Annotated in this window: 14 protein-coding genes; 12 read left to right on the top strand and 2 right to left on the bottom strand. The window is 68.0% G+C overall.

Annotation, left to right across the window (positions count from 1 at the left end):
* The 3 genes from ACIOTO_RS00070 to ACIOTO_RS00060 are packed head-to-tail and all read left to right on the top strand — an operon-like array spanning position 1 to position 3,559.
* Positions 1-939 carry an ABC transporter permease gene (locus ACIOTO_RS00070; protein ID WP_400855790.1) on the top strand — a complete coding sequence of 313 codons (939 nt, stop codon included), beginning with the start codon at positions 1-3 and terminating at the stop codon, positions 937-939.
* Positions 936-1,673: an ABC transporter ATP-binding protein gene (locus ACIOTO_RS00065; protein ID WP_400855789.1), complete on the top strand. Its 738-nt coding sequence runs from the start codon at positions 936-938 to the stop codon at positions 1,671-1,673. The genes ACIOTO_RS00070 and ACIOTO_RS00065 overlap by 4 nt, the downstream gene beginning before the upstream one ends.
* Positions 1,673-3,559, top strand: coding sequence for a DUF6541 family protein (locus ACIOTO_RS00060; RefSeq protein WP_400855787.1), 1,887 nt, complete (start codon positions 1,673-1,675; stop codon positions 3,557-3,559). The genes ACIOTO_RS00065 and ACIOTO_RS00060 overlap by 1 nt, the downstream gene beginning before the upstream one ends.
* Here ACIOTO_RS00060 and ACIOTO_RS00055 read toward each other — a convergent pair.
* Both ACIOTO_RS00055 and ACIOTO_RS00050 read right to left on the bottom strand, forming a co-directional pair.
* Positions 3,543-3,902, bottom strand: a complete 360-nt coding sequence (locus ACIOTO_RS00055) for a DUF2304 domain-containing protein (RefSeq protein ID WP_400855786.1) — start codon at positions 3,900-3,902, stop codon at positions 3,543-3,545. The two genes, ACIOTO_RS00060 and ACIOTO_RS00055, sit on opposite strands and share 17 nt — an antisense overlap.
* Positions 3,899-4,594, bottom strand: a complete 696-nt coding sequence (locus tag ACIOTO_RS00050) for a glycosyltransferase family 2 protein (protein ID WP_400855785.1) — start codon at positions 4,592-4,594, stop codon at positions 3,899-3,901. The genes ACIOTO_RS00055 and ACIOTO_RS00050 overlap by 4 nt, the downstream gene beginning before the upstream one ends.
* Before the next feature lie 117 nt (positions 4,595-4,711).
* Between ACIOTO_RS00050 and ACIOTO_RS00045 the strand changes: the two genes are divergently transcribed.
* The 9 genes from ACIOTO_RS00045 to ACIOTO_RS00005 form a co-directional block, all read left to right on the top strand.
* A complete protein-coding gene (locus ACIOTO_RS00045) occupies positions 4,712-5,323 on the top strand; it encodes an acyltransferase (protein WP_400855783.1) in 612 nt (203 codons plus the stop codon).
* Positions 5,320-6,417 (top strand): DegT/DnrJ/EryC1/StrS family aminotransferase, encoded by a 1,098-nt coding sequence (locus ACIOTO_RS00040; protein WP_400855782.1) that lies wholly within the window; start codon positions 5,320-5,322, stop codon positions 6,415-6,417. Before ACIOTO_RS00045 ends, ACIOTO_RS00040 begins: the two co-directional genes overlap by 4 nt.
* On the top strand, positions 6,414-7,400 hold the full coding sequence (locus ACIOTO_RS00035; RefSeq protein WP_400858062.1) for a Gfo/Idh/MocA family oxidoreductase: 987 nt from the start codon (positions 6,414-6,416) through the stop codon (positions 7,398-7,400). Before ACIOTO_RS00040 ends, ACIOTO_RS00035 begins: the two co-directional genes overlap by 4 nt.
* A gap of 3 nt (positions 7,401-7,403) precedes the next feature.
* Positions 7,404-8,570, top strand: a complete 1,167-nt coding sequence (locus ACIOTO_RS00030) for a glycosyltransferase family 4 protein (protein WP_400855780.1) — start codon at positions 7,404-7,406, stop codon at positions 8,568-8,570.
* Positions 8,571-8,618: 48 nt separating this feature from the next.
* Positions 8,619-10,400 (top strand): ABC transporter ATP-binding protein, encoded by a 1,782-nt coding sequence (locus ACIOTO_RS00025; protein ID WP_400855778.1) that lies wholly within the window; start codon positions 8,619-8,621, stop codon positions 10,398-10,400.
* Positions 10,397-11,488, top strand: coding sequence for a glycosyltransferase family 2 protein (locus tag ACIOTO_RS00020; protein WP_400855777.1), 1,092 nt, complete (start codon positions 10,397-10,399; stop codon positions 11,486-11,488). Before ACIOTO_RS00025 ends, ACIOTO_RS00020 begins: the two co-directional genes overlap by 4 nt.
* Positions 11,481-12,638 carry a glycosyltransferase gene (locus tag ACIOTO_RS00015; RefSeq protein WP_400855775.1) on the top strand — a complete coding sequence of 386 codons (1,158 nt, stop codon included), beginning with the start codon at positions 11,481-11,483 and terminating at the stop codon, positions 12,636-12,638. The genes ACIOTO_RS00020 and ACIOTO_RS00015 overlap by 8 nt, the downstream gene beginning before the upstream one ends.
* Positions 12,635-13,759, top strand: a complete 1,125-nt coding sequence (locus ACIOTO_RS00010) for a glycosyltransferase family 1 protein (protein ID WP_400855774.1) — start codon at positions 12,635-12,637, stop codon at positions 13,757-13,759. Before ACIOTO_RS00015 ends, ACIOTO_RS00010 begins: the two co-directional genes overlap by 4 nt.
* 53 nt (positions 13,760-13,812) lie before the next feature.
* On the top strand, positions 13,813-16,121 hold a 2,309-nt coding region (locus ACIOTO_RS00005), incomplete at its 3' end, for a glycosyltransferase (protein WP_400855772.1).

Here is a 16,121-nt window from a genome sequence, read left to right as displayed (position 1 = left end):
GTGACTGACACCCGAGATCTTTTCGCCGCCGTCCCGCGTTCCGAATTCGACACCCCCGGCAAGAGCCGTGGGCTGATCGACGTGGTGCGCTGGCGCTATCTGCTGAACCTGCTCGTGCGCACGGGCGTGACGACGCGCTACCGGAACTCCGTGCTCGGCTGGACCTGGTCGTATGTGCGGCCGGCCGCGCAGTTCCTCGTGTTCTGGGTCGTCCTCGGCTTGTTCATGAACCTCGACCGTGGTATCCCGAACTACGCGGTCTATCTGTTCTCGGGCATCGTCGTGATCAACTTGTTCTCGGAGGCCTTCAAGAACGCTACGACTTCGATCGTCGGCAACGCTGCGTTGGTGCGGAAGGTCTTCCTGCCTCGTCAACTCTTCGCAGTTTCTGCCGTCATCGTCGCGTTCGTGCATTTCCTTCCTCAGGTCGGTCTTTTGCTCGTGGTGTGCCTGTTCCTGGGCTGGGTCGTGCACGTCTCGGTCCTGTCGGTGCTCGCCATCTTCGCCGGCATGATCATCGTGATCATCTTCGCCCTCGGTTTGGGGCTCTTCTTCGGCGCCATCAATGTGCGCTACCGCGACGCGGAGAACATCGTCGAACTGATGCTGCTCCTCGCCACGTGGGCGTCTCCGGTCCTTTACTCCTGGGTGATGGTGCAAGATGCGGTCGTGAAGACGCTCGGTTGGCCACAGTGGCTCGTCGAGGTGTATCTCCTGAATCCCATCACGCAGGGTGTCGAGCTCTTCCACTACGCCTTCTGGCGCCCGGCGACCGAAGGAATGATCTCGGCAACCGGGTACGCCGGGCTGTCAATGGACGCGATGCCACCCGGCCTGGCCTGGAACACCCTCTGGACGTTCCTCATCGCCGTCGGCACGCTGCTGATCGGGCAGACCGTTTTCCGCCGCCTCGAAGGAAGATTCGCACAGGACCTATGAGTGCTCCGCAGACGCTCCGACCGAGCATCGTCATCGACGGCGTGAAGAAACGCTTCACGCTCAACCATGCCTTCTCCCTCAAGGACACCGTCGTGTCCTGGATCAAGCGGCGCAAGCTGACGAGCGAGTTCGAGGCGCTCAAGGGCGTCGACATCGTGATCGGCGAGGGCGAATCCGTCGCTGTCCTCGGACTCAACGGCTCGGGGAAGTCGACTCTCCTCAAGCTCGTCTCCGGCGTGATGGAACCCGACGAGGGGCAGGTTCTCACTCGGGGCAGGGTCGCCGGCCTGATCGAAGTCGGTGCCGGGTTCCACCCTGAGCTCTCCGGCCGTGAGAACGTGTTCCTGAATGCCGCGATCCTCGGCATGAAGAGGCACGAGATCGAGGCACGCTACGACGAGATCGTGGCGTTCAGCGAGATCGAGCAGTTCATCGACCAGGAGGTCAAGCACTACTCGTCGGGCATGTTCATGCGCCTGGCCTTCTCGGTTGCCATCCACGTCGAGCTCGACGTGCTCCTGGTGGACGAGATCCTCTCCGTCGGCGACGCGCCGTTCCGCGAGAAGTGCCGCTTGAAGTTCGAGGAATTGATCGCGCAGGGGAAGACGCTCGTCGTCGTCAGCCACGACATGGAGATGGTGCGCCAGCTCTGCGCTCGAGGAGTGGTCATCAGCAAGGGCGAGGTCATCTACGACGGCGAGGTCGAACGCGCGATCGCTCTGGTGGACGCGTGATGGCGGGGTGGGTCGGGCAGGCACCTGCTCTGCTCGTCGCGATCGCGATCATCGTGCTCCCGGGCCTTCCCGCTGCCCTCTGTCTCCGAGGGAGCGGACTCCAGCGTCTGGGTGCTGCGATCGCGCTCTCACTCGCGATCGTCGCCACCGCGAGTGTCGTCGCGCCGTGGCTCGGCCTCGGATGGTCTCCGCTGCCCGTCGCCATCGTCGCCTCGATCGTCACGGTCGTGGCGGCTGTGCTGCGCTGGATCGGTCGTGGGGTGCCGCCGGTCGCCATACCGCGCCGTCCCCTCGTCTGGGCTGCCCTGAGCGCGGCATTCCTCGGATGGACCGCCATCCTCATGGTCGGGATCGTCGACCCCTCCCACCCCAGCCAGCTCTACGACGGCCTGTTCCATCTGAACGCCGTCGAGTTCATCGTGCAGAACAGCGACGCATCCCCCCTGCACATGACGATGGTGACTCCGGGGGCGAGTTCCGCCGCCTACCCCACTCTGTGGCACGCCGTCGTGGCGCTCGTGGTTCCGGTGTCAGGCAGCGTCGTTGCGGCGACCAACATCGTCACGGTCGCCGTGATCGCGGTGATCTGGCCGGTCGCACTCGCATGCCTCGCGTCGGTCCTCTTCCGAGCGCATCCGGCTGCGGCTTTCTGGGCGCCCCTGGTGGCCTTCGGGTTCAGTGTCTTCCCGCTCGGTTTCCTGAACTGGGGGGTGCTGTACCCGAACCTGCTGGGCAACGTGCTGTTGCCCCTCTTCCTCGCCTTCGTGATCCGGGCTTTCTCTTCTGGCGACGGACCCGCGGGACGAACGCTGTGGATACTCACCGCTGCTGCCGCCGCCGGAGCATCCGCCGCTGCACATCCGTCGTCTCTGCTCGCCGGAGTGGTGCTCGTGGTGCCGTTCGTCGTATGGCAGGTACTCCGTCCCTGGCGGACGGCGTCTCGTGGGCGCCGTGCCGGGATCATCGTCGGGCTCGTAGTCGGTTTCGCGCTGCTCGTGGCCGTCTGGCTGGCAGCCAACGTCACTACTCACGAGTGGCTTCCGGGCGCGACCATGAGTCAGGCTCTGGGGGAGGTGGCATTCCTCAGCCCGGTCGGACGTTCTACTGGTCTTCTGCTCGGACTGTTGGCCGCGATCGGAATCTGGCGCGTCGTGAAGGACCGCCAATGGTGGGTGCTCTTCGCTTACGGAGTGAGCATCGTGTTCTACCTCGCATCGGCCTGGCTGCCCCTGCTTTCGTTGCGGAGCCTGTTCGTGGGTGTCTGGTACGACGACACCACGCGAGTGGGAGCGCTGCTGGCGATGTGGGGCATCCCGCTCGCCGGACTCGGTGCAGCAGTGGTCGTGGCGTGGTTGCGCGCGCGCTGGGCTGCAGGCTCACGAGCGGGCGTGGTCGTCATCGCGCTGCTGCTCGCGCTCGCCGCGGCGAGCCATCTCCGTCCGCTGGCCAATGATGTCTCGTACATGCGGAACTCGAGCTACTTCTTCACGTCGGATTCCCAGGGACTGTCGACCGACGAGGCCGCGCTCTTCGAGGAGATCGCCGACCAGCTCGACGAGGATGACATCGTGCTCGGCGACCCCCTCACCGGAGCGGGGCTGCTGTTCGCCTACACCGGCAACGACGTCGTGTTCCCGCACGTCACAGGTCGATATGGTCCGGACGCGGAACTGCTCGCTCGCGATTTCGCAGCCGGTGGGCCGGCTGTATGCGATGCGATCGCCCGTCTCGGCGTCACGCACGTGCTCGACTTCGGGGATCGTCAGCTCTTCGAGAATCACTGGACGACGTTCGACGGTCTTCACCACCTCGGCGACTCGGACCTGCTGAGCGAAGTCGACCGGGTGGGCGACGCCGTGCTCTACGAAGTCACCGGTTGCGCGTAGGCCGCTGTTCCTCGTTCTCTGCGTCGAGCAGCGCGATCCTCCGTGCCAACAGCGTGAGTTGGCGCTGGAGGGCCAGGTTCCTCCGGTATTGCGTGTAGACGAATGTCAGGAACATCACGACGAGCGCGTACAGCAGGAGGTCGGTGCCGCGTCCCACGCCGATCAGCGAAGCGACCCAGGTGAGCCACTGCGGGAAGAGCACGGACAGGATCGCGGCGACGATGAAGAGCATCATCAGGAGGCGACGGATCGCGAGGTGGCTGTCCGCACCGGTGCGACGCATGACCACCAGGCCGAGGACGATGATCGCGGCGATGAGGAGCAGTTGGATCCACACGGTCACCTCACCACCAGATCGACGAGGATGTTGACGGAATTGAGCACGCTCTGCCCCTTGCCCTTGGAATAGTCGGTGTAAAGCAACTCCACCGGGTGCTCGCGCCAGGGGAGACCCGTACGTCCGAGCTCGAGCACGATCTCGGTGGCATGCGCCATCCGATCCTGTTTGAGGTCGATGCTCTCGGCGGCATCGCGACGGATCACCCGGAGGCCGTTGTGGGCGTCCGTGAGCTTCATGCCGGTGGTGAGATTCGTGACCCGGATCGCGGTCTTCAACACGACCTTCTTGACCCAGCCCGGGTCGGTGCGGTCATCGAGGAATCGGGAACCGAAGACGATCGCGACGTCCTCGGAGCGGGCGAGCTCGAGCATCTCCATCGCATCCTCGATGCGGTGCTGCCCATCGGCGTCGAACGTGACGATGTACTCGCAGGAGCTGTGAGTGAGGGCATACTCGATGCCCGTCTGAAGCGCCGCGCCCTGTCCGAGGTTGACGGGGTGCCTGACGAGATGGGCGCCCGCATGCGCGGCGACGTCTGCGGAGCCATCCGTCGAACCGTCGTCGACGCAGACCACGTTGGGGAAGTGCGGCAGCAGGCTCGTGATGACGTCGCCGATGACGCTCGCCTCGTTGTAGAGCGGTATCACGATCCATGCGGTGCTGTCGGCCACGGAGCCGATCGGTGTTTCGCTCATACACCCATTCTGACAGGGCCTGTCCGTGCTCTCGGCCATTCATCAGGTGTCGCATCGTCTGCCGATAGACTCGAGCGTGCGACTGCCATGTCACGGCGGCGCAGGAAGCGTGTGAAAGTGACTCAGTCTCCCCGGGTGCGGATCGTCGATTCCGCAGATGTCTCACCTGACGCCACGATCGGCGACGGCTCGTCCATCTGGCATCTTGCGCAGGTGCGCGAGCAGGCGCACCTCGGCGAGAACTGCATCGTCGGCCGTGGCGCGTACATCGGAACCGGCGTCGTCATGGGCGACAACTGCAAGGTCCAGAACTACGCGCTCGTCTACGAGCCGGCACGACTGGGCGACGGCGTCTTCATCGGCCCGGCAGTCGTGCTCACGAACGACACCTATCCGCGTGCGATCAACGCCGACGGGACCATCAAGAGCGCACACGACTGGGAGCCTGTCGGCGTGACGATCGAGCGCGGGGCGGCCATCGGCGCACGCGCGACGTGTGTCGCACCCGTGACCATCGGCGCGTGGGCAACCGTCGCCGCCGGGGCGGTCGTCGTCAAGGACGTTCCCGCCTTCGCGCTCGTGGCAGGCGTCCCCGCCCGACGCATCGGATGGGTGGGGGAGTCCGGCGTGCCGCTGGTCGCCGGCGCCGACGACAAGACCTGGGTGTGCCCCTCCACGGGTGCCCACTACCTCGAAACCGACGGAACATTGACCAAGGAGACCGTGTGAGCGAGTTCATTCCCCCCGCGAAGCCCATCATCGGCGACGAAGAGCGGGAAGCCGTCGACCGAGTCCTGCGCAGCGGCATGGTCGCCCAGGGCCCCGAGGTCGCGGCGTTCGAGCAGGAGTTCTCGGCGCACTTCGTGCCCGGTCGCCCGTCCGTCGCGGTGAACTCCGGCACCGCGGGCCTGCACCTCGGCCTGCTGGCGGCCGGCGTCGGTGCCGGTGACGAGGTCATCGTGCCGTCGTTCACCTTCGCGGCCACGGGGAACTCCGTCGCGCTCACCGGTGGTACGCCGGTCTTCGTCGACATCGAGCCCGACACGTTCTCGCTCGACCCCGAGGCGGTCGCTGCCGCGATCACGCCGAAGACCAAGGGCATCCTCCCCGTGCACCTGTACGGACACCCCGCGCGCATGCGGGAGCTGGAGGCTCTGGCCGCCGAGCGCGGGGTCGCGCTGTACGAGGATGCGGCTCAGGCCCACGGCGCCTCGCTCGACGGACGCCCGGTCGGCTCCTTCGGCGACTTCGCGATGTTCAGCCTCTACCCGACGAAGAACATGACCAGCGGCGAGGGGGGCATGGTCACGACGGCGACCGACGAGCTCGCCCGCCAGGTCAAGCTCCTGCGCAACCAGGGCATGGAGCGTCAGTACGAGAACGAGGTCATCGGCTTCAACGCCCGTATGACGGATATCCACGCCGCGATCGGACGCGTGCAGCTGACCAAGGTCGATGCCTGGACGAAGACCCGGCAGTCCAACGCCGCATTCCTCGACGCCAATCTCCAGGGCGTCGTCGTGCCGCCCGTGGCGGACGGCGCCGTGCACGTCTACCACCAGTACACGATCCGCGTTCCCGAGGACCGTGACGGCTTCGTCGCCGCACTCAAGAACGAGTACAACGTCGGCGCCGGGGTCTATTACCCGATCCCGAACCACCGGCTGCCGTCTCTGACGCACTTCGCTCCGGGCCTCGACCTGCCGGAGACGGAACGTGCCGCCCGCGAGGTGGCCTCCCTGCCGGTCCACCCGTCGCTGACCCAGGACGATCTCGAACGCATCGTCGCCGCCGTCAACGCCGTGGCGAAGGCGGGCAGCTGATGCCGTTGCGAGCCGGCCTGCTCGGCGTCGGGATGATGGGGCGTCATCACGCCCGCGTTCTGCGTGAGATCGACGGCGTCGACCTGGTCGCGATCGCCGATCCGGGTGGGGACCCGCATGGTGTGGCTGGAGACCTTGAGATCCTCCCAGACATCGAGGCGCTGATCGGCGCGGGCATCGATCTCGCCGTCGTGGCCGTGCCCACCCGATTCCACGAGGACGCGGCCCTCAAGCTCGCCGCGGCCGGCGTGCACACACTTGTCGAGAAGCCGATCGCGCACAGCGTCGAAGCGGGACAGCGCATGGTCGATGCGTTCGCGGACGCCGGCCTCGTCGGCGCCGTGGGGCACATCGAGCGATTCAACCCGGCCGTGCAGGAGCTTCGACGTCGGATCGAAGCGGGAGAACTCGGCGCGGTCTACCAGGTGGTGACCCGTCGACAGGGTCCGTTCCCCTCCCGTATCGCCGATGTGGGCGTCGGCAAGGACCTGGCATCGCACGATGTGGATCTGACCGCCTGGGTCGTCCAGAGCGACTACGAACGCGTCTTCGCCCAGACAGCCTTCAAGAGCGGTCGCGAGCACGAGGACATGATCACGATCACCGGGCGCACCGCTTCCGGCGTCATCGTGAACAACATCGTCAACTGGCTCAGCCCGATGAAGGAGCGGCTGACCGTCGTGACGGGGGAGAAGGGCGCGTTCGTCGCCGACACCTCCACAGGTGACCTCACCTTCTATGCCAATGGCACGATCCCCCTCGAATGGGAATCCGTGTCCTCCTTCCGCGGGGTCTCCGAAGGAGACGTCACGCGCTACGCGTTCGCCAAGCGCGAGCCGCTGCGCGTCGAGCATGAGGCCTTCCGCGATGCTGTGCTCGGGCATGAGACCGACGTCGTCACGATGGCCCAGGGGCTGCGCACGCTCGCAGTGGTCGAGGGTGCCCTCGAGTCTGCGCGCACCGGCGCGGCGGTCGCGCTCTAGGTGATGCGTCTCACGATCGTCAGCCGGATCTTCGCGCCGGAGCCCAGCGCGGCGTCTTTCCGTCTGCGGGCGATCGCGGATAACGCCGCCAGGGCAGGTCACGGAGTCGACGTCATCACGTCTGCTCCGCCGGCGTCCCTGGCGGGGATGCCGGACGGGGTCGATCCGCGCGTGCGCATCCGGCGTGCCAGAGTGCTGCGCGACCGCGCAGGCTACGTGCGGGGGTACCTGCAGTACCTCAGCTTCGACGTTCCTCTGATCGCCCGAGTACTGCGACAGCCGCGGCCGGACGTGGTGCTGGTCGAACCGCCGCCCACGACCGGCGCGGTGATACGCGTCATGTCGACGATCCTCCGACGTCCGTACGTCTATTACGCCGCAGACATCTGGTCCGATGCAGCCGGGCTGACCGGCGCGTCGGGATTGGTCGTCTCGGTCGTCCGGACGATGGAGAAGTTCTGCCTGCGCGGTGCCCGGCGGGTGCTCGCGGTGAGCGACGGGGTCGCGGAGCGTCTGCGCGAGCTCGGAGTGGAGCGCATCGAGACGATCGGCAACGGCACGGATCTCGCTGACTTCTCGGTCGAGGGACCGGACATGGGCGTGCCGGGGCCGTACTTCGTATACACGGGCACCGCGTCCGAAGTACACGGCGCCACGGTCTTCGCGGAGGCGTTCGCCGTCGTGCACCCGGAGCATCCCGACGCCAAGCTCTTCTTCATCGGCCAGGGGACCGACTGGTCGGCGATCGAGGAGATCGCCGGGCGGATGCCGACCGGCGCGATGACGGTGCTCCCCCGCACCGAGCCGAGCGAGGTTGCCCGGTGGCTTCGGGGAGCGCGAGCTGCTCTGGCCTCGGTCATCCCGGGCAAGGGCTACGACTTCGCGTTCCCGACCAAGATGTACGCGTCCCTGGCCTGCGGAACCCCGGTCGTGTACGCGGGCGTAGGACCGGGGCGCGACTTCGTGCAGTCGACGGGCGAGGGCACCGCGGTGGACTACAGCGTGGACGAGGTGGCGGCTGCCCTGCACCGCATCCTGTCCGACGAGGAGCCGCGAACGCCTGAGGAGCGCCACGCGGCGTCCCGGAAGGCCCGAGATGTCGCGGACATCGACGCGGTGGCTGAGCGTGCGGTCAGACTGCTCCAATCCGTAGGCGAAGGCGAACGTTGAGGTTGATGTGATGAGGTATTCGATGGTTCTGATCTCGGCGGGAGCAGCATGAAGCTCATCTGGAAGACTCTGCGGTCCATCGTCCCCCTGCTTCCGGCGAGGGCACAACGGTTCCTGTGGATGTACGTGATCTCGACGAGCGCGCTCGCGATCCTCGATGTCGCGGCGCTGATGCTGCTCGCGGTGTCGGTCACCTCGATGGTGCAGTTGGACGACGTGACTCTCCCGGTGATCGGCACGATCACGAGTGACGGATACATCTGGATCATCGCGACCGTCGCCATTCTCATCATCACCAAATCCGCGCTCGCCGTGACGCTGCAGTGGTTCGCCACGCGCCGGTTCGCGACGTTCGAGCTCGAGATCGGCGACCGGCTCTTCGACGCCTACATCCGCGCTCCGTGGACCGAGCGTCTCAAGCGCAACACCTCGCAGCTGGTGCGGCTGGCGGATGTAGGCATCGCGAATGTGACGTCGGGCTTCCTGCTTCCGGTGCTGGGCCTCCCGCAGCTGCTGTGCACCTCGGCCGCGGTCATCCTCGTGCTCGTGGTGGCGAACCCGGTGACGGCGCTCGTCACGATGGTGTACCTCGGCTTCATCGCGCTCATCCTCTACTTCTGGATGTCGCGGAAGTCGGTCGAGGCCGGCCGCGTCAACCGGGACTACTCGTTCCGGGTGGCGTCGCTCATGACCGACATGGTCGCGGCCCTCAAGGAGATCACGCTGCGCAACATGGCGCCGGATGTGGCGAAGGTCGTTCACGACAACCGCATCCACACCACCAGGGCGCGCGCGAACCTCGGCTTCCTCGGCGCTTTCCCTCGTTTCGTGCTCGACGCCGCACTCATCGGCGGATTCCTTCTCGTCGGCGGTGTCGCCTTCGTCATGGGCGGCGCCGCACAAGCGATCTCCGCCGTCGCGGTCTTCGCCGTCGCGGGATTCCGGCTCGTGCCGTCGCTCACCGGCTTCCAGGCCGTGCTCACGCAGGCCACCTCGAATGTGCCGCACGTCACCGCCGTGATCAGCGACATCGAGGCCGCGGAGGGCTACCTCGAGCGTGCCGAGCGCATCGGACACGATCCGCTGACGTCCGAGCCGCGCACTCTCGTGCTGTCCGACGTCGCCTTCACATACCCGGGCAGCGAGCACCCGGCGCTCAGCGGCGTGAACCTCACGCTCCCCATCGGCAGCACCCTCGCTCTCGTGGGTTCTTCGGGCGCCGGCAAGTCGACACTCGTGGACCTCATCCTCGGGCTGCTGGAGCCGACCGAAGGCACCGTGCGCCTCGATGACCAGAGCCTGCATGACGTCATGGCCGCGTGGCGCTCGAAGGTGGGTTATGTGCCGCAGGATGTCGCGCTTTTCGACGGGACGATCGCGCAGAACGTGGCGCTTTCGTGGACAAGTGAGTTCGACCGGGACCGTGTCGAGACCGCTTTGCGCCGTGCCCAGCTCTGGGACATCATCAGCAAGCGGGCCGGTGGCATGGACGGCCGGGTCGGCGACCGCGGTATGTCCCTCTCCGGTGGGCAGCGGCAGCGCCTCGGCATCGCGCGCGCTCTCTACAGCGACCCGCTGGTGCTGGTGCTCGACGAGGCCACGAGCGCCCTCGACACCAAGACCGAAGCCGACGTGACCTCGGCGATCCAGGAACTGCGCGGCGACGTGACGCTCATCTCCGTCGCCCACCGCCTCGCGACAATTCGCGATCACGACCAGATCTGCTACATGCGCGACGGCGGGATCGCGGCGACCGGCACCTTCGATGAGGTTATCGAGGCCATGCCCGAGTTCGCGGTGCAGGCCCGTCTCGCAGGGCTCGTGCGGTGACAGCCCCCCTCCTCCTCGATGTCGTGATCGCGGTGCACGCCACCACGCGGCCGATCGGTCGTGCCGTGTCGTCGCTCCTCGGCGACGGGGCGGACGGCGTGCGTGTGACCGTGGTGTGCCATGGCATCGACGTCCGGGAGATCGCTGCCGCTGTGGGAAGTACGGAGGGGCCCGCGCTACGGTTCGTCGAGTACCGCGACGGCATCCCGAGTCCGGCCGGACCGTTCAATCACGGCATTCGGCTGGCCGATGCGGAATATGTCGCGATCATGGGATCGGACGATTTCGCCGAGCCCGGGGCCGTGCGCGCCTGGAGGGACTACGTGCGCACGCAGCGCCCGGATGTCGCCCTGATGCGACTGCGTCGCCAGAACGGTCCCGTGCTGGCGAGTCCGCTGACACGCGTCGGCCGTGCGCGCGCACTCGACGCCGTGCGCGACCGTCTGTTCTACCGCACGGCACCCCTCGCGCTCATCCGCAGAGAGCTGCTGACGGACCCCGCGCTTCTGCTCACAGAAGGTTTGCGCACCGGCGACGATATGGCGATGTCTTCCCGCTTGTGGGCTGACGGGGCGCGGGTCGACGTGATGCACGAAGCCCCCTGCTATGTCATCGGCGCGGATGCCGCCGACCGCGTCACCGAGTCCACGATGACCGTCGGCGAACAGCTCCGCGCGGTCGAGCTCCTCGTCACGGACGACTGGTGGCGGGGTCTCCCTGATCGCGTACGCACGTCGCTCGCGATCAAGATGCTCCGCGTCCACGTGCTCGACGCGCTCCTCGGGCGCACGACGACGGACGCCTGGACCCCCGAGGACCGGGGCGACCTCGCGCGGATCGTCGACGCGATCGTGCGCGACGCCCCCCGCGCGCTGGTGCCGCTGTCTCGCGCGGACCGCGCCCTGATCGAGGTCGCTCGGGGTGACGCGAGCGCGACGGAGGTCGTCGCGGCGATCGCGCGCCGTCGCACGGCAGGGCGTCTGGAGACGATTTTGCCGCGACAGTGGTGGAGGGCATTCGACCGGGAGAGCACGCTCGTGCGCTTTTTGCTCTACCGGGTGAGACGAGGAGGAACCGAGCGTGGTTGATTCCACAACAGAGGTAGGCGAGAAACCCACGGTCCTCGTGCTGTCGTTCTCGCCGATCCGGCGCGACGCACGGGTGCTGAAGCAGGTGCGTCTGCTCGAGAAGGACTACCGCGTCGTCACCTGCGGGTACGAAGCGGCGCCGAGTGATGACGTCGAACACATCGAGATCCCCGCCGATGCCCGGGTCGACAACCCCTACGGGCGGTTCGTGTCGCTGCGGCAGTACTCGCTCGCGTATTGGCGACTCACGGGGGTGCAGTGGGCGCGCGAGGCCCTCGCCGGACGACGGTTCGACGTGATCATCGCGAACGACGTGCAGGCGGTGCCGCTCGCTCTGGCCCTGCGCCCGTCCGACGGCGTGCTGGCGGACCTCCACGAGTACTGGCCGCGTCTGCACGAAGAGAATTCGGCGTGGATGCGCTGGATCTCGCCCTACTACCGCTGGATGTGCCGTAAGTACGTGCGGCGGGCCGACGCCGTGACGACCGTGAGTCCCGGTCTGGCGAAGGAGTACGAACGAGAGTTCGGCTTCGCGCCCGAAGTCGTCACGAACGCCACACCGTTCGCAGATCTGCAGCCCTCGGCTATTGGCGCACCGCTGCGCCTCGTGCACAGCGGTGCCGGGCTCCGCAACCGCGACCTCGGGCTGATGGTCGACGCGGTCAACCGTTCGACGGCGGACGTGACCCTCGACCTGTACCTCACGCCCAACCACCCGGACTACCTCGAAGAGCTTCGGCGTCAGGCGGAGGAGTCGGGTCGCGCCCGTCTCCGCGATGCCGTGCCCTACGACGAGCTGATCACGACGCTCAACGACTACGACATGGGCGTGTTCGTACTACCACCCGTCAACTTCAGCTACGCGCACGCGCTGCCGAACAAGTTCTTCGACTTCGTGCAGGCGCGTCTCGGTGTGATCGTCGGGCCGTCGCCGGAGCTGGGTCCCACGGTGGATCAGTACGGACTCGGCAAGGTCACCACGGACTGGGGTGCGGAGGCGCTCGCGGCGGCGATCGATTCGCTGACGCCTGAGGAGGTGCGGGAGTTCAAGGCCAACGCCGCCCGCGCGGCGCACGAGCTCTCTGCCGAGGAGGCGGTCGGCCCGTGGCTGCGCACCGTGCAGCGTCTCGTCGCCGGTGGGCTCCGATGACGCAGTCGCTCCTCATCCTGTCTTTCTCGGACATCTCGGCCGACGCCCGCGTTCTGAAGCAGGTCGCGGCATTCCGTGATCGGTACGAGGTCACGACCTGCGGATACGGCCCCGCTCCCGAGGGCGTCGCCGATCATGTGCAGTTGCCGTCGGACCAAGAGGTCTGGCGATACTCGCGCGCGCTGCTGATGCTGCGACAGTACGCCAGGGCCTACCGGCAGAACGGTGCTGTGCGCGCTGCATCCGCCGCGCTCGACGGTCGTCGGTTCGACGTCGTGCTCGCGAATGACGTCGACGCCGTCCCGCTCGCCCTGAGCCTGGAGCCGCGCCTGGGCGTTCACGCCGACCTACACGAGTTCGCCCCCGCCCAGAAGAGCGAGCTGCTGCGTTGGCGGCTCTTCGTGGCGCCGTTCATGGCCTGGATCTGCCGCACCTCGGTGACCCGCGCGACGAGCGTGACCACGGTCGCGCACGGGATCGCTCGCGAGTACCGGCGTCGTTTCGGTATCGCCGCGGGAGTGGTGACGAACGCCACTCCGTTCGCGGATCAGCCGCCGACCGAGCTGCATGAGCCGCTCGCGCTCGTGCACAGCGGCGCATGTTTCCGCAACCGTCACCTCGACATCATGCTGGATGCGTTGGAGCTGACGAGCAGGCCGGCGACGCTCGACCTGTACCTCACGCCGAACGACCCCGCGTACCTCGCCGAGCTTGTCGAGCGCGCGCGGACGCGGCCGCACGTGCGGGTGCACGACCCGGTTCCGTACCGGGAGCTGGTGCGGACGCTGCACGACTACGACGTGGGCGTCTTCGTTCTCCCGCCGGTGAACGTCAACTATCGGTGGGCGCTGCCCAACAAGCTGTTCGACTTCGTGCAGGCGCGTCTCGGCGTGGTCGTGGGGCCGAGTCCAGAGATGGCGGAGCTGGTGCGCCAGGAGGGGTTCGGAGTGGTTGCGGACGACTTCACGGCCGCGGGTCTCGCCCGGGTGCTCGACACGTTGACTCCGGAATCGGTCGAGGCGCTGAAACAGCGCTCAGACGAGGTCGCGGCGCCCTTGTCGAGTGAGACCCAGGTGGCCATCTGGGTCGCCGCCGTCGACCGTATCGCCGCCGGCGGGTGAGGCTGCGTCACCGTGGGCGGGGAGCCTTGGGCCCGGATGCTAGCGTCGGGAACATGAAGGTTCTCGTCGTCACGACCTGGTTCCCCAGCGTGGAGGCGCCGCAGACCGGAACCTTCGTCGCCGACGACGTGCAGCTCCTCGCGGCCTCGCACGAGGTCGTCGTCCTGCACCTCGCGCCGCCCGGACAGATCGACAGCGCGCGCACGGAGGTCGTCGACGGTGTCACGATCGTACGCGTGCCGATGTCGCCGTCGCGCCCGGATCAGCTCGTGCGAGTCGGTCCTGTGATCCGCAGCCATCTGGCCGACGCCGACCTGCTCCACACGATGGCACTTTCGTCGCTGCTGCCGTTCGCCCTGATCCACGTGCGCATCCCCTGGGTGCACACGGAGCACTGGTCGGGACTGATCGCTCCGGAGACCGTCCCGACGGTGATGCGGGCTACCCTCCCGCTGACGGAGCGGGCGCTTGCACGTCCCGATGTGGTCGTCGCGGTGAGCGCGCGGCTGGCCGCACGGATCGCTGAGGTTCGCCGGAGGCCGGTCGTCGTCATCCCGAACCATGTCGAAGCACCCGCAGAAACGGCACCCCCGCGATCGCGGAGTGACGCGGTTCGGCTCATCGCCGTGGGTGGCCTCGTGCCGCACAAGGGGCCGTTGCTCGCGGTCGCGGCCCTCGCCGAACTGCGGCGTCGCGGCGTCGACGCTTCGCTCGTGTGGCTCGGCGACGGGCCGCTGCGCGCCGAAGTGGCCGCTGAAGCAGAACGTTCCGGCCTCGCGGAGCATCTGCGCCTCGCGGGAGCGGTCGCGAAGACCGAGGTGACGTCGGCGCTGCGGCGGGCGGACGTGTTCCTGCTGCCGACCGAGTCCGAGACCTTCGGCATCGCCATCGCGGAGGCACTGGTCGCAGGCGTTCCCGTCGTGGTCGGCGCGCGCGGCGCGCACAGCGAGTTCGTCGACGAGCCCGACGGGGTCCTGGTCGCTGAGCGCACTCCCACTGCTTACGCCGATGCCGTGGAGCGCATCGTGGAACTCAACCGTGACCGGACGCCGGAGCAGATCGGTGCCGACGCTCGCGAACGGTTCTCACCATCGACGCGGAAGGACGCCTATCTCGCGGCTTACGCCGCAGCGGGAGCGCCCGTGCAGGCGCAGCCCCGCGTCGACGTCGTGATCCCTGTGCACGAGGCGTCCCGTCCGATCGAGCGCGCGGTCGCCTCGGTGCTGCGCAACGACGTGCAGCTGCGCGTCACCGTGGTGGCGCACGACCTCGACGCGGACGCGGTGCGCACCCGCCTCGGCGCGCTCGCGGACGACCCGCGCGTGCGACTGGCCGAGCATCGGGACGGGCTCCGACGACCGGCCGGCCCGTTCAACCACGGTCTCGACCTCGCGACCGCCGCGTTCGTGTCGGTGATGGGCTCGGACGACGAGCTCGAGCCGCACGCGATCGACTCCTGGCACCGCCGCGCTCTGCGGGACGGCGCCGAGGCGGTGATCCCGGTGCTGGCGCACGCGGGAGGGCGTCCGGTGCCGACTCCGCCCACACGGCCCCTGCGTGTGCGCAGACTCGCGCTCACGAAGGATCGCCTTTCGTATCGCAGCGCCCCGCTCGGGCTGGTGTCGCGTACCCGGTTCCCCGACCTGCGCTTCGATACGACCGTGGCGACGGGGGAGGACATCGGCTACGTGACCACCGTGTGGTCGCGCGCGACTCGCGTGAGCTTCGACCGTCGCGGCCCCGCGTACCTGGTGCACGCCGACGCCGATACCCGTACGTCCACGACGACGCGACCGGTGGTCGCCGACCTGGGGTTCATAGATCCGCTGCTCGCGTCCGACGACTTCCGCGCGCTTTCAGCGATCGCGCGGGAGAGCGTCGTCGTCAAGATCCTGCGGATCAACGTGATCGGCGCCGTGCACAACCGCCGTGGCGCGGCATGGCCGGACGACGATCGGGCCTCGCTCGCCCGGGCTGTCCGCGTTCTCCGCGCGGCAGCCCCCGCGGCGGAGCAGCCGCTGTCGCTGGTGGATCGCCGCATCCTCGACCTCGCCGCGGACGAGGGGTCCGCGACCGCGGCACTGCTCGCGCAGGCCTCCCGACGTATGAGCAGACTCGCGCCCGCATCACTCGTCGCTCGGAGCCTCACCGGAACGCTGCACCGGGAGGGTCCGCTGCGGATGGCCGTGGCCTCCGTACTGGCTCTGGTGCGTCTGCGGGGGTGGGGGGGGGGGGGGGGGCCCCCCCCCCCCGCCCCCCGCGGCGGGGGGGGGGGCGCGGCCCCCCCCCCCCCCCGCGCCCCGCCCCCCCCCCCCGCGGCGGGGGGGGGGGGCCGCCCCCCCCCCCCCGACTCGGGCGGATG

This window comes from Microbacterium sp. NPDC087592, assembly GCF_044743585.1.
Taxonomy (GTDB): Bacteria; Actinomycetota; Actinomycetes; order Actinomycetales; family Microbacteriaceae; genus Microbacterium.
Note: the sequence above shows the minus strand (reverse complement) of the source record. Positions and strands in the feature narration are given on the sequence as shown.